Source organism: uncultured Kordia sp., from assembly GCF_947489565.1.
In the GTDB taxonomy this organism is placed as follows: Bacteria; Bacteroidota; Bacteroidia; order Flavobacteriales; family Flavobacteriaceae; genus Kordia.
This window is the reverse complement of the sequence record NZ_CANLEA010000002.1, coordinates 140,019-159,876: the sequence shown is the minus strand read 5'-3', so window position 1 is coordinate 159,876 and position 19,858 is coordinate 140,019. Positions and strand designations below refer to the sequence as shown.

19 protein-coding genes are annotated in these 19,858 nt (G+C 33.1%); 8 read left to right on the top strand and 11 right to left on the bottom strand.

Annotated elements, in window-relative coordinates; genetic code table 11:
* Nucleotides 1–4 precede the first annotated feature (4 nt).
* The gene (locus tag Q0845_RS03415) at nt 5–1,333 is read left to right on the top strand and encodes a S8 family serine peptidase (protein WP_298509186.1); all 1,329 of its coding nucleotides are present in this window, start codon (nt 5–7) and stop codon (nt 1,331–1,333) included.
* Nucleotides 1,334–1,420: 87 nt separating this feature from the next.
* Here Q0845_RS03415 and Q0845_RS03410 read toward each other — a convergent pair whose 3' ends face one another.
* Nucleotides 1,421–1,549, bottom strand: a complete 129-nt coding sequence (locus Q0845_RS03410) for a hypothetical protein (RefSeq protein WP_298509183.1) — start codon at nt 1,547–1,549, stop codon at nt 1,421–1,423.
* Nucleotides 1,550–1,642: 93 nt separating this feature from the next.
* Between Q0845_RS03410 and Q0845_RS03405 the strand changes: the two genes are divergently transcribed.
* Nucleotides 1,643–4,396, top strand: a complete 2,754-nt coding sequence (locus tag Q0845_RS03405) for a CHAT domain-containing tetratricopeptide repeat protein (RefSeq protein WP_298509180.1) — start codon at nt 1,643–1,645, stop codon at nt 4,394–4,396.
* A gap of 32 nt (nt 4,397–4,428) precedes the next feature.
* Here Q0845_RS03405 and Q0845_RS03400 read toward each other — a convergent pair whose 3' ends face one another.
* Nucleotides 4,429–5,379 carry an NAD-dependent epimerase/dehydratase family protein gene (locus tag Q0845_RS03400; protein ID WP_298509177.1) on the bottom strand — a complete coding sequence of 317 codons (951 nt, stop codon included), beginning with the start codon at nt 5,377–5,379 and terminating at the stop codon, nt 4,429–4,431.
* A 300-nt stretch (nt 5,380–5,679) separates the two neighbouring features.
* Here Q0845_RS03400 and Q0845_RS03395 point away from each other — a divergent pair, with 300 nt between their 5' ends.
* The 4 genes from Q0845_RS03395 to Q0845_RS03380 all read left to right on the top strand — a co-directional run bounded on the left by Q0845_RS03395 (nt 5,680) and on the right by Q0845_RS03380 (nt 9,921).
* Nucleotides 5,680–6,348: a hypothetical protein gene (locus tag Q0845_RS03395; RefSeq protein ID WP_298509174.1), complete on the top strand. Its 669-nt coding sequence runs from the start codon at nt 5,680–5,682 to the stop codon at nt 6,346–6,348.
* A gap of 3 nt (nt 6,349–6,351) precedes the next feature.
* Nucleotides 6,352–6,870: a nuclear transport factor 2 family protein gene (locus Q0845_RS03390; RefSeq protein WP_298509171.1), complete on the top strand. Its 519-nt coding sequence runs from the start codon at nt 6,352–6,354 to the stop codon at nt 6,868–6,870.
* 97 nt (nt 6,871–6,967) lie between these two features.
* Nucleotides 6,968–9,040, top strand: a complete 2,073-nt coding sequence (locus Q0845_RS03385; RefSeq protein WP_298509168.1) for a M13 family metallopeptidase — start codon at nt 6,968–6,970, stop codon at nt 9,038–9,040.
* A 128-nt stretch (nt 9,041–9,168) separates the two neighbouring features.
* The gene (locus Q0845_RS03380) at nt 9,169–9,921 is read left to right on the top strand and encodes a hypothetical protein (RefSeq protein ID WP_298509166.1); all 753 of its coding nucleotides are present in this window, start codon (nt 9,169–9,171) and stop codon (nt 9,919–9,921) included.
* A 344-nt stretch (nt 9,922–10,265) separates the two neighbouring features.
* Here the strand turns inward: Q0845_RS03380 and Q0845_RS03375 are convergent, their stop codons facing one another.
* The gene (locus Q0845_RS03375) at nt 10,266–12,545 is read right to left on the bottom strand and encodes a M28 family peptidase (RefSeq protein ID WP_298509164.1); all 2,280 of its coding nucleotides are present in this window, start codon (nt 12,543–12,545) and stop codon (nt 10,266–10,268) included.
* 433 nt (nt 12,546–12,978) lie between these two features.
* Between Q0845_RS03375 and Q0845_RS03370 the strand changes: the two genes are divergently transcribed.
* Nucleotides 12,979–13,449: a CBS domain-containing protein gene (locus Q0845_RS03370; RefSeq protein ID WP_298509161.1), complete on the top strand. Its 471-nt coding sequence runs from the start codon at nt 12,979–12,981 to the stop codon at nt 13,447–13,449.
* Between the two features lie 5 nt (nt 13,450–13,454).
* On the opposite strand, the gene Q0845_RS03365 is transcribed toward Q0845_RS03370, so the two are convergent.
* The 7 genes from Q0845_RS03365 to Q0845_RS03335 all read right to left on the bottom strand — a co-directional run bounded on the left by Q0845_RS03365 (nt 13,455) and on the right by Q0845_RS03335 (nt 17,515).
* A complete protein-coding gene (locus Q0845_RS03365; RefSeq protein WP_298509158.1) occupies nt 13,455–14,138 on the bottom strand; it encodes a hypothetical protein in 684 nt (227 codons plus the stop codon).
* A gap of 53 nt (nt 14,139–14,191) precedes the next feature.
* Nucleotides 14,192–14,392 (bottom strand): hypothetical protein, encoded by a 201-nt coding sequence (locus tag Q0845_RS03360; RefSeq protein ID WP_298509155.1) that lies wholly within the window; start codon nt 14,390–14,392, stop codon nt 14,192–14,194.
* 63 nt (nt 14,393–14,455) lie between these two features.
* A complete protein-coding gene (locus tag Q0845_RS03355; protein ID WP_298509152.1) occupies nt 14,456–14,650 on the bottom strand; it encodes a hypothetical protein in 195 nt (64 codons plus the stop codon).
* Between the two features lies 1 nt (nt 14,651).
* Nucleotides 14,652–15,014 (bottom strand): hypothetical protein, encoded by a 363-nt coding sequence (locus tag Q0845_RS03350; RefSeq protein ID WP_298509149.1) that lies wholly within the window; start codon nt 15,012–15,014, stop codon nt 14,652–14,654.
* Nucleotides 15,002–15,760, bottom strand: coding sequence for a hypothetical protein (locus Q0845_RS03345; protein ID WP_298509147.1), 759 nt, complete (start codon nt 15,758–15,760; stop codon nt 15,002–15,004). The genes Q0845_RS03350 and Q0845_RS03345 overlap by 13 nt, the downstream gene beginning before the upstream one ends.
* Nucleotides 15,705–16,979, bottom strand: coding sequence for a discoidin domain-containing protein (locus tag Q0845_RS03340; RefSeq protein ID WP_298509144.1), 1,275 nt, complete (start codon nt 16,977–16,979; stop codon nt 15,705–15,707). The genes Q0845_RS03345 and Q0845_RS03340 overlap by 56 nt, the downstream gene beginning before the upstream one ends.
* Nucleotides 16,979–17,515, bottom strand: coding sequence for a GNAT family N-acetyltransferase (locus Q0845_RS03335; protein ID WP_298509141.1), 537 nt, complete (start codon nt 17,513–17,515; stop codon nt 16,979–16,981). The genes Q0845_RS03340 and Q0845_RS03335 overlap by 1 nt, the downstream gene beginning before the upstream one ends.
* Nucleotides 17,516–18,347: 832 nt before the next feature.
* On the opposite strand from Q0845_RS03335, the gene Q0845_RS03330 reads away from it, so the two are divergent.
* Nucleotides 18,348–18,527, top strand: coding sequence for a hypothetical protein (locus tag Q0845_RS03330; RefSeq protein ID WP_298509138.1), 180 nt, complete (start codon nt 18,348–18,350; stop codon nt 18,525–18,527).
* 17 nt (nt 18,528–18,544) lie between these two features.
* Here the strand turns inward: Q0845_RS03330 and Q0845_RS03325 are convergent, their stop codons facing one another.
* The gene (locus tag Q0845_RS03325) at nt 18,545–19,486 is read right to left on the bottom strand and encodes an IS1595 family transposase (protein ID WP_298509136.1); all 942 of its coding nucleotides are present in this window, start codon (nt 19,484–19,486) and stop codon (nt 18,545–18,547) included.
* Between the last annotated feature and the right edge of the window lie 372 nt (nt 19,487–19,858).

The window sequence follows — 19,858 nt, the reverse complement described above, 5'->3', positions numbered from 1 at the left end:
AAACATGAAAAAAGTAATAGTATATTGTTTTGCATTGTTGTTAATAACGACAGTAGGCTGTCAAAAAGAAAGCTTAAATCTTGAAGAAGCAGATATTGCTAAAGAAACTGAAATCACACAAAAAGGAGGTTATGCAAATGCTTCCAATATTCAAAATAATGAACTTATAATTCTGTATCCTGATGGTACAACAGAAGCCGAAAAAATATTAAAGAGAGCAGAATATGATATTCAATCCCATAAAAAATGTGAATGTGCCGATCCAAATTTAGAACTATGGACTATACAAGAAAGAAAAGGACCTAACAATGATGGTGGCTTAGAAGAAAAAAGAGAAGCAGCAAGATCTGATGAAGAAATTGAAGGTGCCGAATACAACCCTGAGATAAAAATATTAGATAATGTATTTGTGGAAACTGGAGGAATTGGTTTTGTAAATGATGCCATGCAAAAACAAGTAATTTTAAACCAGGGTGTAACTATTGCAGTATTGGATACGGGAATTGATTATAATCATACAGGTTTTCCAGAAGCATTTTTATACAACAGTGCTGATACAGGTTGTACAGATAATGGATATGATGAGATATTTGGTTGGAACTTTGTAAATGAGAACAATAACCCATATGATGATCATTATGGAAGACACGGAACCATTGTTGCCAGTTTGATTATATCTGAATTAGAATCAGCTAATGTTGATTATCAAATATTACCTGTAAAAGTAGCAAATAGTGGAGGAAATATAAGTTATTTTGATGCTTTATGTGGTTTTCAATATGCAGCAAACAAACCTGATGTAGATATTATTAATATGAGTTTTGGTTGGTATCATCAAGAACGAGAATTATTAGAAAGGTTTATTCTTGAAGCTCCAGATAAATTAGTTATAACATCCGCAGGAAATGAAGGGCTTAATAACGATGAAATACCACATTATCCATCTTCATATGACTCCGAAAACATATTAGCTATAGCAGCACTTGCAAATCATCAAGTGCCAGGATATAATTCAAACTCTTACGCAAGCGGATCATTTTCAAATCCATCTGTAGGAGGCATTTCTGCTTTGGCCGATTTTTCAAATAGAGGTGTAACCTCTGTAGATATTGCTGCACCTGGAGAACAAATCCCTTTTGCTTATAATAATGAAATATTTTATGTAGATGGAACCTCGTATTCTGCAGCTTTAACCTCAGGATATAGTGGAAGTATTCATGTTGATGGAATGTCAGGCATAGTATTAAAAACTGCGGTAATACAAAATTGTATCTTCAGTCCTTATTTGGATGATTTAGAACATTCATCATTTTTGCCATTATTTGATGACTAGTATATAGTTTAAATTAGGTTTAGGTAATCTTGCATTTAGACTATTAAAAAAGAGGAGCCTCAAAAACTCCTCTTTTACATACTATTTTTAACCTCCTAACTCAATTTCTTCATCTGATGTTGCTCTAGCTTTTTTTTCACCACCATTAATTTTGGAGAGAAGATTGGTTGAAATTTGAAATTGATTAAATTGTGTAATGTTTTGTTGAATTTTCATAATGTAAAATTTTATTTATAAACAACTCTGAAAAAAGAGTATTTATTGTGTAAATTTACAGATAGTGCTTAAAAATCTAATATTCAATTACTTATGATTATAGTGTCTTTAAGAATCCGAATGTTTTTTATGGTTTCTTTTTCTCTTTACTGTTTTGGAGTAGTTAATGCACAGGAACAACTAGATTTAGTAACTTACTATAATGCTATAACTGAGGCTAAAGAGTTGTCAGTTAATGCCAAAGGAAAATTAATTGATAGCTTGCTGCAAATTCCTAATATCAAAGTTGATAAAATGGAGTTGGCTCAAATTTATTATAAATTATCTGGAAAAAATTGGAAATCTAATTTAAAACGTTCCATAACGTATGCTAATAAAATATTGAAAATTTCGGATGAATTAAAGAATCATCGAGAAGAGGTATTTATGAAAACGTATTGTAATAAGGTACTTTTTTTGGCAGAAGATAACCAACCATATAAAGCGTTAAAGGCAAGTCAGCAATATCTGAATTTGTATAAGACAGAAGACACTAGGTTGGGGAAATTATTTCGTTTAAGAGGAAATGTTTATAGTGTTTTAGGGGATTTACAGAAATCGATTGAAAATCTAGATAAATCGATCTTTATATTTAAATCTCTCAATGAATGTGAAGAATTAACGAATACTTTGATAAGTAAATTTGCAACCTATGTCTTATCAGAAGATAAACTCTATTCTAATAAAATAGCAAAAGTTATAAGAGAGTTGGAAGTTATTGATAATAAGGTTTGTAAGTTTGATTCTGTAAACCAGATTGCAAAAGCTCATAATGAAGGTTATTTTTATGATTATTTTCTAGAAGATTATTCTACAGCCAAGATTAAATATGAAAAAGCATTAACTATTTCTATTCAAAAAGAGGATACAGTAAAAATCTATAGAAGTTGCTTAAATCTTGCCATCGTAAGTAAAAAAGAGAAAAATTTAGAGCAGGCGAAAGAATATTTAAAAAAAGCCAGTAGATATAGTCTAAATAATCACTTGAAGAGCTCAAAAATATATAATAATCAGGCAGATATATATCAACTAGAGAATAATCACCAACAAGCATTAAAATACTACCATAAAGCAATCACGCAAGCATTGCAATCCAAAGAGCTTCCATATCAAACGCTACCTAGTTTTAAAGACATGGAACTGTCACCGAATAAAATAGATATCCTAGGATATTTAATTGACAAAGCCAACGGATGGATTGCCTATGATAAAGCGGAAAATAATACGGAATATCTTGAGAATGCATTAGAAACTTTTGCACTTGCTGATAGCTTGGTTGATGTCATTTATGTGGAAAGTCGTGAAGATTTATCAAAGTTATTTTGGCGAAAAAAAAGTGCTACATTCTATCCAAAGGCAGTTGAGGTGTGTTACCGTTTGCAACAACCTGAAAAAGCATTTTTCTTCATGGAAAAAAATAAAGCTATTTTATTATTGGAAAATATGACGGATGCTAATGCAAAACGCTTGTCAAAACTTCCAAAAAACATTCTAAAACGTGAGCAGCATTTGATCAAAAAAATCAAAAAGCTTGAAGGAGAAATACAAATATCTGCATATACGGAAAGCCATATAGATTCACTAAAAGATGATATGTTTAACTATAAAAAAGAGTTGAATGCCTTCATCGATTCATTAGAAATAAACTACCCAAAATATTTCAAATACAAAAAGAATATCAATGTACTTACGTTGCATGATGTTCAAAAAAATCTGCAAAAAGATGAATTGGTGCTGCAATATATTGTTGGAAAAGAAAAAGGTTTTGTGACGTTAATTTCACCAGAAACCATTCAACTGAAAGAATTACCTAATACAAAAGAACTCACGAAAACCGTTGCTAAGTATAAAAATGCCGTTTCAAAACCATTTGTAAATTTAGAAGATAAAAACGCATATGAAGAAGTTGCAACAGTATTATACGAACAACTTTTTCCATTTGCAGAAACGTTTTCTCAAAAACGAATCACCATCATTCCAGATGGCATTTTACAATACATTCCTTTTGAAGCATTGCGTACACCTGCACATCAATACTTAATTGAAAACACACAGATTCATTATAACTATTCGCTATCATCTGCTGCACAGTCGCAACAAAACAAAATGTCCTCAGGAAAGTCATTTATTGCCATTGCGCCTACAAAATTCAAAGATGAACAATATGCAACCTTAACAACAAGTTCTGCCGAATTGGAAAAATTGGCAAGTATTTTTGGTGCCAATCATTTTCAATATGAAAACGCGACCAAAGTACGATTTACAGAAGCCTACGGAAATTATAAAATTGTGCATTTATCTACGCATGGCGGACTCGAAAATACAATTCCGTGGTTGGCATTTTATGATGAGAAAATTACGTTGGACGAATTGTATTTTACCAAAAACCAATCTGAATTGGTCGTATTGAGTGCTTGTAAAACCTCTGATGGGGAATTGAAAAAAGGAGAAGGTGTTATGAGTTTGGCAAGAGGGTTTTTCAATGCTGGTGCTAAAAGTGTCATTTCTTCCTTATGGGATATTAATGAAAAAGCAAGCAATGAAATCATACAAGAATTCTATAAAAATATTATTGCCGGCGATACCAAATCGAAAGCCTTGCAAAAAGCAAAACTCACGTACATTCAAAACAATGAAAACACAAGTGAAGCTTCGCCTTATTATTGGAGTGCCTTCACATTAACAGGCGATGCAAATCCAATAAATTTATCAGGAAACATATACTTATACTATATTTTTGGAGGAATATTACTCACAGGGATCGTAGTATACATTCGCCGAAAAAGAAACAAAAAAGAAGCAGCGTAAACTCAATTCATAATTTAGCATTTACAATTATATTAGACCAGCACGCGTTGCAAATTTGAAATCATTTCCGAAACAATGGCTTTCATGTCAAAATCATGTGACCAATTCCAATCGTTCGTAGCGGTAGTATCATCAATGCTTTCTGGCCATGTATCTGCAATTTTCTGTCTAGAATCTGGCTCATAAGCAATCGTAAACTCCGGAATCAATTCCTGAATAGCAGTTGCCAACTCAGCAGGTGTAAAACTAATAGCTGCAATATTATAAGATGATCGAACCTTTACAGAAGCGGCATCGGCATTCATAATATTAATAGTAGCACGAACAGCATCGTCCATAAACATCATTGGAAGCGCAGTATCTTCCTGTAAAAAACAAGTATAAGAACCTTTTTGAACAGCTTCGTGAAAAATCTCTACAGCATAATCTGTTGTTCCTCCACCAGGATTTGCTTTCCAGCTAATAATACCAGGATACCGAATACTTCGTACGTCTACACCGTAATTTTTATGGTAATATTCACACCAACGTTCCCCAGATAATTTGCTAATTCCGTACACCGTAGACGGCTCCATAATGGTATGTTGAGGTGTATTTTTCTTCGGAGAATTTTCACCAAAAACAGCAATAGAACTTGGCCAAAATACTTTTTGTATAACTTTCTCTTTTGCCAAATTAAGTACATGAAACAGGGAATTCATATTCAAATCCCAAGCAAAATCAGGATTTTTCTCAGCCGTTGCAGAAAGCAATGCAGCCATTAAATACACATCGGTAATCTCATGTTTTTCTATACAAGACTTAATAGCATCTTTATCGCGAGCATCCAAGAGTTCAAAAGCACCTTGATTGAAGACTTCACTATCACTTTTTCGAATATCAGAGGCTACTACATTTGAAAAACCATACGTATTTCGCAAAGCAGTTGTCAACTCTGTGCCTATCTGCCCGCAGGCGCCAATAATTAAAACTTTTGTACTCATCAAAAATTAGTAAAATTGCTCAGGGAAAACCCTAGAGACATATACATAAAATTCACAATAAAATATGGAGGCAAGCCTCTAGCGTTAAAAATCTCAATTATCGAGTAAAAGAGAATTACAAAGATAAAAAAATCTAATTCGAGTGAATGCGAAAAATGAAATAAAAAGGCTTAAATTTTGATAAATTCATAAAATACAATGCCTTAGAGTGGTAAACTTTGTTAAAAACACAGGCAAACTTAAAAAACTAGCTATATTTGTTTCTGTTTTTTATACCAAAGTAGACAGTTGAAAAAATTAATGAAAAAAATCATTGCATCGGTTCTTGTTTGTATTACCCTTTTTGCATGTGAAAAAGAACAGCAAACCACGCGTGTTCAGCAGACACAGAGCCAAGAAGAATATCTTGCCAAGAATAAATTAAACATTCCTAGAAAAGGACAATTAAAAACCTTAACACCAGCTCAAAAAGAGTTAGTGCAAGATTGGTTAGAGTTCAATACGGTTCATGAAAATATGAAACTCATCAATGAGAGTACGCGTTTTGCTATCATAGAAGATTTGGGGCAATTGGCAAATAATATTGACGAGATTGAGAAAAAGAAACTGCCCAAAAAACTAGACGTTATGCAAATACGCAGTCGTTTCTTAGTGCTCAAAACCAAAGCCTTAAAATTACAAGATGATGCCACAGATGATAGCATTCCAAATAATTTTATAGAAAAAGAAATTGTAGAAATGAACAAAGTGTTTCATGCAGTTTGTTATCAAATACAACAAGCATCAATACTTGATATTGCAGCCGAAGAAATACTAGGAGATGTATTTAAGGCAACAGACAGCACAAATGCTGAAAAGAAAGTTTCTCAAAAAGAGCAATTGCCACTAAAAAAATCTCCAAAATATATGGCTCCAAAGCAGAAATCACCCAAAAAAGCATTCAAAGAAGTAAAACCAAAAAATAATTAAGTCTTGAAAAAAATCATTCTATGGGTTGTTGTAATTGCATGTGTTTCATGTAATACTGAAAAAGCACGCCAAAAAGTAGAAGAGTTTCGTTTAGCGCAAAGTAAAACAGAAATCAACACAGTACTCGATGCTTGGCATAAAGCTGCGGCTGATGCAAAATTTGACGATTACTTTTCTAAAATGACGGACGATGCCATTTTTATAGGAACTGATCCGACTGAAAATTGGCAAAACTCAGCGTTTAAAGAATTTTCAAAACCTTATTTCGATAAAGGAAAAGCATGGAGTTTTATAGCGCTTGAACGCAATGTATTTATGTCAGAATATGGCGATATTGCTTGGTTTGATGAATTATTAGATACACAAATGGAATTGTGCAGAGGATCTGGTATTGTCAAAAAAGTAGGAGACCAATGGAAAATTGCACATTATGTACTTTCTATTGCAGTTCCAAATGATAATGTAAAGGAAGTCGTTGCGTTGAAGAAAGAATTTGACTCTATTGTGAAGACCAAATTATAAAATTATCATAAAAAAATGTTAATGTGTACTGTATTCGTAACATTAATCCCTCAATTTATACTAAACTACATAAAACTAAATTAAACAGAACCAAAAAATGAAGACAAATAGCTTAAAAATAGCACTTTGCTTTACGGCAAGCGCGCTTCTTTTCTCGTGTGAAGGTGAGAAAAAGGAAGTAAAAGAAAAGGAGGTAGCTCAGGTTGAAGTTCCCGGAATCAACCTAGAATATATGGACAAATCTGTGCGTCCAAATGATGACTTTTACAACTTTGTAAACGGAAAGTGGATGGAAGTTACCGAGATTCCAGCTGATAGAACATCTTGGGGAGGATTTGGAGTGTTGCGTAAAGACACAGATAATGATGTCATTGAAATCCTTGAAAAAGCGAACAAAAGTGGAAAATATGCTGCAAATACCGATCAGGCAAAAGCATTATTTATATACAATTCTATTTTAGATACGGTTGCAAGAAACAAAGATGGTATCAAACCATTACAACCAGCTTTAGACGCGATTGCTAGCATTCAGTCAATTGCAGATATGCAAACAGTATTGGCAAAAAATCCAGCAACGATCACGGCTCCATTTTTAGGACTAACTGCTTTTGCAAACTTAAGTGATAGTAGTATAAACGCTGCGTATGTAGTGCCAGGTGGATTAGGTTTGCCAGAAAGAGATTATTATTTAGATGAAGATGACAAAGCAAAAGAAATCAGAGCTAAATATGTAGCACACGTTACGCGTATGTTGCAATATTTAGGTGACGATGAAGCAAAAGCGAAGAAAGATGCTGAAACAGTATTGGCTTTAGAAACAAAATTAGCAGCACCACGTTTGGACAAAGTACAAAGTAGAGACATGCGTAACTTTAACAATCCACGTACAGTAGCTGAATTGAGTGAAATGACTCCTGTAATTGATTGGAAAAAGCTAATTAGTGATTTAGAAGTTAAAGAATTAGATACGGTTATTGTAATGCAACCAAAATATATGACTGCTTTACAAGATGTATTAAAAAATGAAAGCATTGAAGATATTAAAACCTTAATGCGTTGGTCTACTTTAGATGGTGCAGCAGGAATGTTGACAACTGAATTGAACAAAGCTAACTGGGAATTCTATTCGAAAGAATTAAACGGAGCTAAAAAGCAACGTGATGCTAAAGAAAGAGCTTTAGCAACAGTGAATGGAACAGTTGGAGAAGCCATTGGACAATTATATGTAGATGCTAAATTTCCGCCAGAAGCGAAAGAAAAAGCAGAAAAAATGATTGCTAATGTAATTGCTGCGTACAAAGATAGAATTATGGCGTTAGACTGGATGAGTCCAGAAACGAAAGAAAAAGCAGTAGAGAAATTAGATAAATTCACGGTGAAAATTGGATATCCTGACAAATGGGAAGACTATTCTGAATTAGAAGTGAAAGAAGGAAATTCATACTATGACAATATGGTGGCTGTTGGAAAATGGGCATTCAGAAAGAACTTAGATGATATTGATCAGCCAGTAGATAAAACAGAATGGGGAATGTCTCCACAAACGGTAAACGCATACTTTAATCCATTAAATAATGAGATTGTTTTCCCTGCGGCAATTTTACAACCACCTTTCTATAACTACCAAGCTGATGATGCTGTAAATTATGGTGGAATTGGAGCTGTAATTGGACACGAAATTTCACATGCATTTGATGATTCTGGAGCACGTTTTGATGCAAACGGAAACTTAACAAACTGGTGGACAGACGAAGACTTAAAGCAATTTACGGAAAGAGGAAATGCTTTAGCTGCACAATACAGTGCTATTGAAGTATTACCAGACGTATTCATTAACGGTAAATTTACCTTAGGTGAAAATATTGGAGATTTAGGTGGTGTTTTAGGTGCATATGATGGATTACAACGCCACATTAAAGAAAACGGTAGACCAGATAAAATTGACGGATTTACTGCAGAACAACGTTTCTTCCTTTCTTGGGCAACCGTTTGGAGAACAAAAATGAGAGAAGAAGCATTGCGTACACGTATCAAAACAGATACACACTCGCCAGGACAATACAGAGCGTATGTTCCTTTACAAAATATTGACGCTTTCTATGAAGCATTCAATATCAAAGAAGGAGACAAAATGTACATTGCTCCAGAAGATAGAGTACGAATTTGGTAAACACCAAATCATTATAAAATTGAGAAAGCCTGAATGTTTAACGTTCGGGCTTTTTTTGTGCTCTTATATGTTAAAATGTTTAATTGCAGGTTGAATAAAAAATAATACTATCTTTAAAAAAAGATGATATGCTACAAAAAATAAGTTTTCTTTTCTGTGTTTTGTGTTTGATAAGTTGCAAACAAGAAAAGCAACCTAAGAAAGCAATTGAAACTTCTCAGGAATTGGATAGCATTCCCCAAAAAGAAGCAATAATTACGGTAGATGAAACAGGTTTTGAACCGTTTGATGCTTCTGAATATCTATCAGCGCAATTATTGATAGGGAGAAGTGAAGATTTTAAAAAAGAAAAAATTCAAAATCTTCATCTTGAAGGATACGGTTTATTTCATATAAATGACCAAGGATTAATTACTGCGCGATATGACATTAGCAATAATTATAGTGAATACAAGTATACAAAAGATGGATTATTAAAATTTATTGCTAACAAAGTACATACGCCAGCATACACACACTATAGTAAAGAATGGTTTTATAAAAAAGATGGCAGCATTCGAAAGGCAGTTGAAATTCGCTACGATCGAGAAACGAAACAAAAAACAGAAAATATCATTACTGACCAAAAAGAATTGGCAAAAGAGAATATTCCTTATTCTGGAGGTATCATTACGAAAGAACCCTTTAAAATCAATCGTGCAAAACGTATCATGTTAAGTTATGGAAACGATCTTGTGTTTTGCTGTGGCGAATTGATGCCCGGAAAAAACAGTCTGCACTATTATTACAATGAAAATCAATTGATCGATTCTTTAGTGATTAATGGTTTAAAATCACCTTATAAAAAAATGACTTTTAAGTATAGCTATAATACTGACTAACAAAAGCTTTAAAAATATTCGTGCATTCGTGGTTAAATATTCAATACTCAAAATCTTTTTTTTAGCACTTTTCCTGTCACGAATTCGCAAATAAAAAATCTCTAATTACGTATTATTTAATTATATCCACGAACGATCTTTCGCATACAATTAAAACGTCAGTTCAATTTCTATGACAAAAGCAAAAAAAATGATAAAAGTTTAGTTATATACTGCATACTAACAAATACACTTTAAAAATATTCGTGAATTCGTGGTCAAACATTCAATACTCAAAATCTTCTTTTTAGCACTTCTTTTGTCACTTCAAGCATTCTCATAGCTCACGAGAAGCTCCTAAACAATCAAAACCGAATCGTTTTCTTCACAATAATGGCATCATTCAATACAAAAGGTCGCGGCATCATATTTTTAGCACGTGCAGGAATTGAAAATAATGGATTCTCCATCAAATCAAAAGACGCTTCATACAAAATCAGCTCAGGAGTTGCATTCGGTTGTACCGTAAATGACAATTCCAACGGATCATTATCAGAGACATAATAACTCGTCAAACGCTTCCAATCATTATTTGGATATTTTACATCAAGTCCATTCACTTTTGCAGCAGTAAACTTGGTGTCATTGGTAAAAACTTCCATACGATTTACAGTTCGTTGCGGCGTAATTTTCACATCAATATGACGAAGATTGTTATACGTAGTATCTTTTAAAGTTTCTATCAATGGCATCGGAATCTGCTTTACAGGCGCATCTTGCGTATACGTAAATCCTGATTTGTATTTGCTGTCCATCACATCTTTCGATTTAGACACATTGGTTTCATCTTTGATATAATTCTTTGTCCAATCGTCTAAAATGCCATCATACGTATTCCAATTGGCTTTGTTGGTGTCTGAATCTAAAATATATACCAGACTATTTGGTTTTTGTCGTTCTTCCGTAAAGTCAGATCGCGAGTGCGCAACAAAAAAGGCGATAATCGTCAATAAGAAAAATAAATTTGCAGTCCATTTTGGGCGTTTATACAATCCGAAAACAGGCATTAATGCACCGTAAATCAAGGTAACTAATAATGGAACTACCACAATGATTTTTAATCCTAAACCAACGGGAAATAGCTTTATAAATGGCACTAAAATAAATACAGCAGGAAATGCTAACACTGTATATAACAATGTCATTGGTTCATCTTTTTGCTTGATTAAAATGAACAATGAAATGATGGTAAATAGTACTGGAATTGCAATAAAACTAGCGCCATCTAAATAGAAAGCGGCCAATGCCGTAATCACAATCCAAAAGAATAAAGGCGCAATAGATAAATTGACGGCGGTTATTTTTTTACCAAATTTATGATATGAATAAAAGATAATTCCCAAAGCGAAAAAGGCAAATAATGAAATGTAAACATATCCGTTATAGGTGAATCCGTGTTGAATTTCCGCGTATTGTGGATAGAGCCATTTGAAAATAATCCAAAGTAAAATAGTAAGTCCGCAACTAGCAGTTAAACCAATTAAAAATGGTAAAAACCCTTTTAAAATTCCTTTAGTAGAAAGCATTCGCTGACGAAATCCGTACCAAATCAAACCAATAAATAATACAATAATTATAATTAAAATTGGGAAAATCCAGCTAAATGGATATGCATGAAAACCTAGCGGACTATTGAAATAAATTAAATCTTCATCTGAAGTAATTTGAGTTAAATCTTGCTTCGAAAAATAGTCAAGTAATGGCATTAAATACGTTCCTTGATGCGTTAACGTATTGAAATCTAAATTTTCTGAAGTATCGTTTTCGGTGTGATAATCGTAATGATCGTCAATAAAAGCAAAATTGAATCCTTGAATATTTCCATCTTCTCTAAAAACCGTCAAATCGGTATCATTAGGAAGCATTTTATAAATACTATAGGCAAGCGAATTTCCAACAGGATATCGCAAACCAGCCTCTTGAAATGCTTTGATAAGTTTGGCGTTTCCGTTATTGGTTTCCAATAGCATGATGCTTGGTCCGCCACTTCCGCGCGCTTCAAAGTTGAGTACCAATCCGACATCTTTTGCCCAAGGATGTTTATTTACAAACAAATCGGCACCATTCAATCCTAATTCTTCTCCGTCAGAAAGTAATAAAATAATATCATTTTCAGGTTGTTCCCCTTTGGCTAAAAAAGCACGTGTTCCTTCTATAATTGTGGCAACACCACTTGCAGCATCGCTGGCTCCAACAGCAGAATGTGGATCACTATCGTAATGTGACAATAATAATAAAGCTTTCGCTGAATTTTTCCCTTTAATGCGCGCTAGTACATTTTTAGGTTTTGATATATTTCCGGAAGCATCTAGTGTAAAACCTTCTTGTACTGTTGGATTTAAACCTAGCTTTTTCAATTCGGCAATGATATAATTGCGAACCTCAGCATGTGCTTTAGAACCTACATAATGTGGTTCTTTCGCCATTTCGTTCACATGAGCAAAGGCACGAACGGTTGAAAATTCTTCTTTGGGTACATTTTCTTCCGTAAGACTTTGTGGCATTACGCTTTTAAAACTGTAGTATACAGCGCAAGCAATCAGTATAAAAGATAAAAATGTGTAACGTGCTCTTGGTGTCGTCATATAGATTGATTGAATGGTTGCTTAAAAATACTAAAAAAGTATACAGAAATGGAGAAGTAACTGATGTTTTAGGTTAACATTCATAATTTTTCTTAAATGAAAAACTTTCCGAATGTCTAGAGAAAATTTTATTTCATATTGAAATTCAGTGTTTTATTTTTGTTTTCTTTGCTCGCCCAAAGAATACTAAATCAAGTTCAGCACAAGCTTCCACAAAAGAAAAGGCGCTTTTCCAGAGGTGTTTCTAGTTTTCTTTTTGAGAAAAACTAGAACCGCAATAATTTTTCTAAATTTTCTCCAAGGTTTCAAAAATTCTTAACGAAAAATTCTTGCTACACTGCGGAAAAGAAAAATGTTGTGTGTAATTTTTATGAAGAACTGATATTAACTAATTAAAAATGAGTAACTTTAAGAAAACCTAAACCCTAAAGTCATGGCAATAAAAAGTTTTCAAGGAGCGCGAAAGTCACAAACAACGAACACGAACAAAGCAGAAGCTCTTAAGGTAAGCGATTATATGTCGCGAAACTTAATTACATTCAAACCAGAGCAAACCGTAGAAGAAGTGATTCAAAAACTGATTCAACATAAAATATCTGGTGGACCTGTTGTGAACGATAAAAATGAATTAGTGGGTATTATTTCGGAAGGAGATTGCATCAAGCAAATTTCGGACAGCCGTTATTATAATATGCCGTTTGAGCATAATAAAATAGAAGCACATATGGCAAAAAATGTGGAAACTATTGATGGAAACCTCAATATTTTTGATGCAGCCAATAAATTTATTCAATCGAAAAGAAGACGTTTTCCTATTGTAGAAAACGGAAAGTTGGTAGGGCAAATTAGTCAAAAAGACATCTTAAAAGCTGCTATGAATTTAAAAGGGCAGAACTGGAAATAGTTGGTTTATAATTTTTGTTTTACACGTTCCATAGCTTTGGGTTCGTCCGTAATGAGTAACTTTTGTTCTTTGGTACCAGTCAAAGCTAATACTCTTGAATCGGAATAACCATCAATTGGTGTGTCAATTGTGGTCCATTTTCCAATGCCCATTACGGCGATTTCTTCATCGACTTCAATGATTCGTTCGGTAAAACGCATGGTTTTATTAAAGCCAAAAGCCCCTGTGCTATTTTTTCCGTATTGTGCTAAATATCGTTTTGTTTCTTCATCAAGATTCTTTAAAAAACCAGAACTAAACGCATGATCGGCAACTAAGTGAATTTGTTTTTCTACTTCGTTTCGAGAGTTTAGGTGAATTACGGCGCTTTCGGTTCCTGCTTGAATAAAGAAATCTTGAAACTGCACATCATTTACAACTCTGTGCCAATGTTTTCCTCTTTTTTCCTTGATTTTTACATCATAATACACGCATTTGCGTTTGCTTAACGGTGCAATTAAAGGTTCTCCAGCATATTTTGCTTTCCCAACAATTTTGACATATTCATTTTTACGAACACTATGAATTGCCTTTCTACGAATTTTTTTTAATTGACGAAGAATCTTATTTTTTTTACTGTAGTAAATCCAGATAAAAACAAGTGCGCCAACACTCAATATAAAAATCGGAATAAGAATAATTGGTGTCATGTGAATCGTTATTTAAATGATTGGTGTTTCCTAATTTCTTTTTCTAGCTCTTTTTATGGTGTATTATAGATAGAATCTTGTTTTGTTTTTTCAACTTGTTGCAGTATGCTTTGTTCATATTCTTTTTGGCGTTCTTTCAACTTTAAAAATGCCTTTTGAACTGCTTCAATAAACACTTCATTTTTTTGCTGCTTTTTATAATTTCTGTAGAATAATGATCCAGAAACTGCTAAAACTACAATGGCTGCCAACATAAAACCTGCTTTTTTCTTAGTGATATCGAGCGTTTTACCAATGAATATTCGTTGAGAAAATCGTTATTCCTTTAGGAATTCTATAGAGTCTAGTTCTATATTTTTAACTCCTTCATCCAATTCTAAAAGAAAATTTTCAAACTTTTTTAGCGCTTCATATTCTTCACTATGTACTGCATAGTTTTTATGAAGAAATAGCGCGATAGTTACTGTAGCCACCACAATAATAAGTACGATGATACTATTTTTTTTATCCATATTAAGAATTCTTTTTTACTAATAAATAATACTCATTTTCTAATGGTAAATAACCCTGATCATATACATAATAGTAGGTAGAATTGGATTTTGTTACATAAATGGAGGTAAAATAAGTAAAATCGAATCCTTTTTCTAAGAGTCTGGTTTTCGTAGTTTTTGTTTTACCATTTACATTTAAATCTTCTAGAATTCGCCAATTTTTGCGCAAGCGATTGTTGATATTTCGAATGAGATTTTTTCCATCCTTATTCAGTCGATTGTTATAGGCATTTCGGCAATAATCGCTGCAAAACTTTTTATCGACACGACCTTTAAATGAATCGCCACATTCTAAACATTTTTTTTGATCTACTGTTTCCATTGGTATGTAATATAAGGAGTATTGTGTAAATTGGTTTCTTTTAGCGGAATGATTTCTGCTTTTAGTTTATAAGCGTGTATGAGCAAGTCATCGCCATCAATTACATTTGGAATGCCTCGATCTTCATATAAAACCGAAACCTGATGCCCAAAGTGCAGAATAATTCCTTTTTTAATAACAGATGTTTTTTGCATGTATTTCGTAATTCCTCTTAGTCCACAATACGGAACTTTCATGCCTTGTTTGCGTTTTCCGTAAATGGCAAGTTCGGCACAATCGGTTGCAACACGCAAGTCAGTTTGATGTCCATATTCGCTTAAAAATTCGGGCGAAAGCACAAAAGGAATATTCAACAATTCTTCTAAATGTCCTAAATATCCTGTGTTTTTTGTGTATACAATTTGATATATTTCATCATGAATAATATGCAAAGGCAATTTTGTTTCGGGCAGATGGTTTGGTTTGGAAAGGCTGAATAAATACGTTCCCACAGAAAAATTTTCAAGCATATCTTTTGTTGCCACATGCTTTGAAGTGTATGCAATTTCTTGAGTAGTATCGTAAGCATACTTTTTATATACAGGCGTAATTTCGTAAATAGAATCGTTTGTGCTGAATGGAAAATTAGCCAACGAATGTATACGGATGGTTTTTCGGTGATTCTGCGCTAAGACTTCGGCAGAAAAACAACTAATCAGTACGAGGCTTATAACCTGCAAATAGTATTTCTGAAATACATGTGTCATTGTATTTTTTGCCTTTATAGGTTTCTAGAACTTTAAATTCAATTTTTGAAGTATATTTGATCATATCACCCGAATCGGTATGTTTTACCATATCATAAAAGGTATTGATATCTACTTCTTGATAAGGAATATCTTCTAGGTCTAACTGATATGTAAATTCTTTATTTGATCCTTCATAAGACGCATAATACTGTGTAATTGCTACTTTTTTCAGTCGATTGTTATTATAATAAGTTTCTTTAGATTTCAGATATCCTGGCGTAAAAACGATTGAAGAAACTTCGACACTATCTTTGAATGTAAACGTTAGCGTTGGATTTTTGTCTTTTGGTTTCGCACACCAGCAGTTAGAAAAATTGAGATCTACTAAATTATCTTTTGTATACTTTTTTTCCAATCGGGAAGAAGCAACAATCTTTTTTATTCGTTCTTTTTTAGCTGATTTTTTTAAGAGATATGCTGAAGCTTTGTGTGTTTTTAGTTCATATTCTACTTCAAGATTTGGAGCTTCTTTAAAATCAAAATCTGTTGTTTGGAATGTGTAAAGTCCATTTTCCTCTTTAAAATCAATGCCATTCATTTTTAAAACTTTTCCATGAAGTTGCTTGATAGAAGAGATGTCAAACGAAATATTTAAACGTGTTCCTTTTCCATTGCCCCAATATTGTGCAGGAGAAAAGTCATAGACAAAAGTTCGTTCATTAAATACGGGATAAAAAGATTTAGAATAAGCAAAATCTACAAAACCGACTTTGAACTTGTAGTGTACTTCTAGCATTACTTCTTTTTCATTTTTGCCGATATCAAATTTTACAAAATACCAATGCTTTCGGGTTCTACCTTCGTTGGTTTGCAAATCAATTTGTGATTCTTTCTGTAAAACTTCGCCGTTTTTTTTGAAGGTAATAAAGTTTACATATTCTTCTTTCCAACCTGGTTCTTCTTCTATATTTGAAAATCCAAAATCTATCGGAAAGGCATAAAAAATATGTTCATCAATATTGTAATGATTTTTTAGTGTATAAATGACTTTTACTTCGGCATAATCTCCCTCAATTTTGATGGCTAAATCTTCATTGATAATACTTATACTTGCTGTATTTATAAACTTTAAATCGCCCACAGTTTTAATCGTAGATTCATCAATTGGTCCGCCATTTGCAAGTAAAAACAATGGAAGTAAAAAACTTAGTATGGTAATGTTTTTTTTGGTGATCATTAGTGGTTTGGATTTTTGATATCATACCAACGTAGCATCATATCTTCGGGTTCATAATAGAAATCTTCTATATAGTTTAACCCAATTTTCAACAAAACATTGTGAGAAGCTGCGTTCCCTTTTTCGGTAATTCCGTATACGTTTTCAAGTTTCATAACATTCCAGGCATATTGTAGACAGGCAACGGAAGCTTCTGTGGCATATCCTTTTCCCCAAAATTCGCGTCGCAATCGGTAGCCAATATCGTGGAAATTTGTGCGATTGTTAAAGGTGTAATCAGTATACAATCGTAGGCCGCACCAACCTATGAATTCGCCTGTTTCTTTAATTTCAACTGCCCATCGTCCAATACCGCGTTCTGCATATTGGGTATTTACATCTTTAATATATTTCAATGCTTCCTCTTTATGTTTGATGGGTTTATTGCCTAAATACTTGTGTACTTCCGGATCGGAATCAAGGGCAAACATGCCGTCAAGGTCTTGTTCTGTAAGGTCTCGGATAATGAGTCGTTCGGTTTCTAAGTGTATGTTCATATGAAATAAATGAAGAGACAAGGTACAAAAAATATTCGTTTACAAACGACTACAAATATTTGTAAACGAAAGTAAGCGCGTTGTAACGGCATCTATATACCAAATGGGACAAGATAAAAAAGAGTGATAATATTAAGCGGGAATTCGCTTTTTTTGAATAGAAATATATTTACTTCATAGGCTCAAAATCCTATACACCGTAGCGGATAAATTCAAAGTAAATTTTAATGTTAAAGATCGTATTACATACGTTAATACCTGTTTATTGATTCCAAAACAGCCATCCTAACTATACAGCCAAAACTGATATGTAAGAGTTTATTCCTTGCTTTTAGGCTTCGGAACTGAAACTTTTAGTACATCGTCAAAAGTTCCATCTATTTTTAAAGGCTCGTCGTTCTTTTCGACTTCCTTGTTTTTTTCTTTGTCTTTGTTCATGGTTCAAAGTTAGTAAATTCAACTGAAATTAAATATTTGTAAGCAAAAACTGTAACATTTTGTGTTTTCGACATACATATAGTTCAAATCATTAAATCAAATGTATGAAGTGAATTAAATTATAGGCGCGTAAACAAAAGAGTAAATGTTCAAAATTGAAGTGAAAAACTCACTATTGAATATTAATCAAAACTCTAAACACAAATGAAAACTATAGACGCGTTAGTACAAATTATGAATTTTTTATGCGCATTGATTGCGTTAATATTGTTAATACGAGAGCTTATGAATAAAAAGGACAATTAAAATATCTAAATAGAATCAAAACGTTCCCCAGAAATGGGGACTTTTTTTTTGAATATTCACTAACTTACTGACTCATAAAACTATTATTATGAAATTAAATTACAAAATTACGATCTTACTGTTTGTTATATCCTTATTTTTTGTTTCCTGTACAAGGTTAGAAGTAAATGAACCCGAAAACGAACACGCTTCATTAGACCCTCCACCAAGTGAAACAACAGGAGAAGAAGTTGACGACCCAGCAGAACCAAAAGACCACAAAGATTAAAACACAAAGCAGACCTTTTACAAGTCTGCCTGTGTCAATTCATTATAAGTCAACACACTTTCGCTATCTACTAGAAACTTATCGAATCTTTCTTGACTTGATAATGTTCTCGTATTGAAACGTGCCGCGTATTCATCTAAATAACGGCTTACGTGTTTATCACTTACTTGGTGATAGATTCCGTATAAACCGCGCTTTAAAACACTCCAAAAGTTTTCTATCGTGTTGGTGTGTACATTTCCATCAACATAAATATTAAGTGAATGCTTAACGTTGTCGTGTGTATAGGTTTTATGCAATTTACTATAAACCTTTGCTTCATCTGAATAAACCGTAGAACCTGCGGGAACGTGTTTATTTATAAATGCTACCATATTATTTGCATCTGCTTTCGGAACGTGTTTTAAAACTACGTTTCCGTTACGCTCAATAAGTCCTACTATTATTTTCTTCTCTTTATATGGTTTACCCTCGTTTGTAACGTTTTTATCCTCTAAAGATCGTCTTTTACTAATATGTTTATTCTTTTCCTTACCACCGATATACGCTTCGTCAACTTCTACCATATTGTTTTCGCCTAACATTTGCGGAGATTTATCTTTTAGCATTTCGCGGATGCGGTGTAATACAAACCAAGCTGTTTTCTGTGTAATTCCTAAATCAATTGCTAATTGTACAGAGCTGATACCTTTTTTGTGTGTGGTTGCCAAGTAGATAGCCGCAAACCAAATTCTAAAAGGTAATTTAGAGTTTTCAAAGATAGTACCAACTTTTACCGTGAATTTCTTTTGACATTCTTTATTTGCACATCTGTACCCTCTATTTGTCTTGTATACTTTCTCACTATCGCAATGCGGACACACTGGCTTGCCGTTCCATCGAATTTTTTCGTAGTACTCAATACACGTTTTTTCTTCTCGGAAATAGTCTAGTAACTGTGGTAATGATTTGAAATTCATGGCTTATTGATTTATATATACAAATATATACGTATTATTTTGTAAAAACAAATAAATTTGCAAATATGTACGTATTATTTTATATTTGTTGAATGATTAGAGATTTAAAGAGTCTGTATGTTGCTATCGTGGATAACAAAGTGGTAGTTTTTGAAACGAATTTAAAATTGTTTGTAGAAGAACTGGCTAAGATTGAAAAAGAAGCAAGGAATTACGACTATTATTATAGGCAGTTTAAGCTGAAAAATATTGTATTATTGTCAAATAACGATGATAAAAAGTACTATTTACAAAAACTTTTGTAACTTTGTCAAATGAAAAAAGGGAGCAGCCTTTCAAAACTTACTCCCCTTTTATTGTCGACGGTAATCC

What these genes read in the sequence shown, in the direction of transcription:
- Q0845_RS03415 (WP_298509186.1), top strand. Translation starts at nt 5, where the DNA reads ATGAAAAAAGTAATAGTATATTGTTTTGCATTGTTGTTAATAACGACA.
- Q0845_RS03410 (WP_298509183.1), bottom strand. Translation starts at nt 1,549, where the DNA reads ATGAAAATTCAACAAAACATTACACAATTTAATCAATTTCAAATTTCA.
- Q0845_RS03405 (WP_298509180.1), top strand. Translation starts at nt 1,643, where the DNA reads ATGATTATAGTGTCTTTAAGAATCCGAATGTTTTTTATGGTTTCTTTT.
- Q0845_RS03400 (WP_298509177.1), bottom strand. Translation starts at nt 5,379, where the DNA reads ATGAGTACAAAAGTTTTAATTATTGGCGCCTGCGGGCAGATAGGCACA.
- Q0845_RS03395 (WP_298509174.1), top strand. Translation starts at nt 5,680, where the DNA reads ATGAAAAAAATCATTGCATCGGTTCTTGTTTGTATTACCCTTTTTGCA.
- Q0845_RS03385 (WP_298509168.1), top strand. Translation starts at nt 6,968, where the DNA reads ATGAAGACAAATAGCTTAAAAATAGCACTTTGCTTTACGGCAAGCGCG.
- Q0845_RS03380 (WP_298509166.1), top strand. Translation starts at nt 9,169, where the DNA reads ATGCTACAAAAAATAAGTTTTCTTTTCTGTGTTTTGTGTTTGATAAGT.
- Q0845_RS03375 (WP_298509164.1), bottom strand. Translation starts at nt 12,545, where the DNA reads ATGACGACACCAAGAGCACGTTACACATTTTTATCTTTTATACTGATT.
- Q0845_RS03370 (WP_298509161.1), top strand. Translation starts at nt 12,979, where the DNA reads ATGGCAATAAAAAGTTTTCAAGGAGCGCGAAAGTCACAAACAACGAAC.
- Q0845_RS03365 (WP_298509158.1), bottom strand. Translation starts at nt 14,138, where the DNA reads ATGACACCAATTATTCTTATTCCGATTTTTATATTGAGTGTTGGCGCA.
- Q0845_RS03360 (WP_298509155.1), bottom strand. Translation starts at nt 14,392, where the DNA reads ATGTTGGCAGCCATTGTAGTTTTAGCAGTTTCTGGATCATTATTCTAC.
- Q0845_RS03355 (WP_298509152.1), bottom strand. Translation starts at nt 14,650, where the DNA reads ATGGATAAAAAAAATAGTATCATCGTACTTATTATTGTGGTGGCTACA.
- Q0845_RS03350 (WP_298509149.1), bottom strand. Translation starts at nt 15,014, where the DNA reads ATGGAAACAGTAGATCAAAAAAAATGTTTAGAATGTGGCGATTCATTT.
- Q0845_RS03345 (WP_298509147.1), bottom strand. Translation starts at nt 15,760, where the DNA reads ATGACACATGTATTTCAGAAATACTATTTGCAGGTTATAAGCCTCGTA.
- Q0845_RS03340 (WP_298509144.1), bottom strand. Translation starts at nt 16,979, where the DNA reads ATGATCACCAAAAAAAACATTACCATACTAAGTTTTTTACTTCCATTG.
- Q0845_RS03335 (WP_298509141.1), bottom strand. Translation starts at nt 17,515, where the DNA reads ATGAACATACACTTAGAAACCGAACGACTCATTATCCGAGACCTTACA.
- Q0845_RS03330 (WP_298509138.1), top strand. Translation starts at nt 18,348, where the DNA reads ATGAAATTAAATTACAAAATTACGATCTTACTGTTTGTTATATCCTTA.
- Q0845_RS03325 (WP_298509136.1), bottom strand. Translation starts at nt 19,486, where the DNA reads ATGAATTTCAAATCATTACCACAGTTACTAGACTATTTCCGAGAAGAA.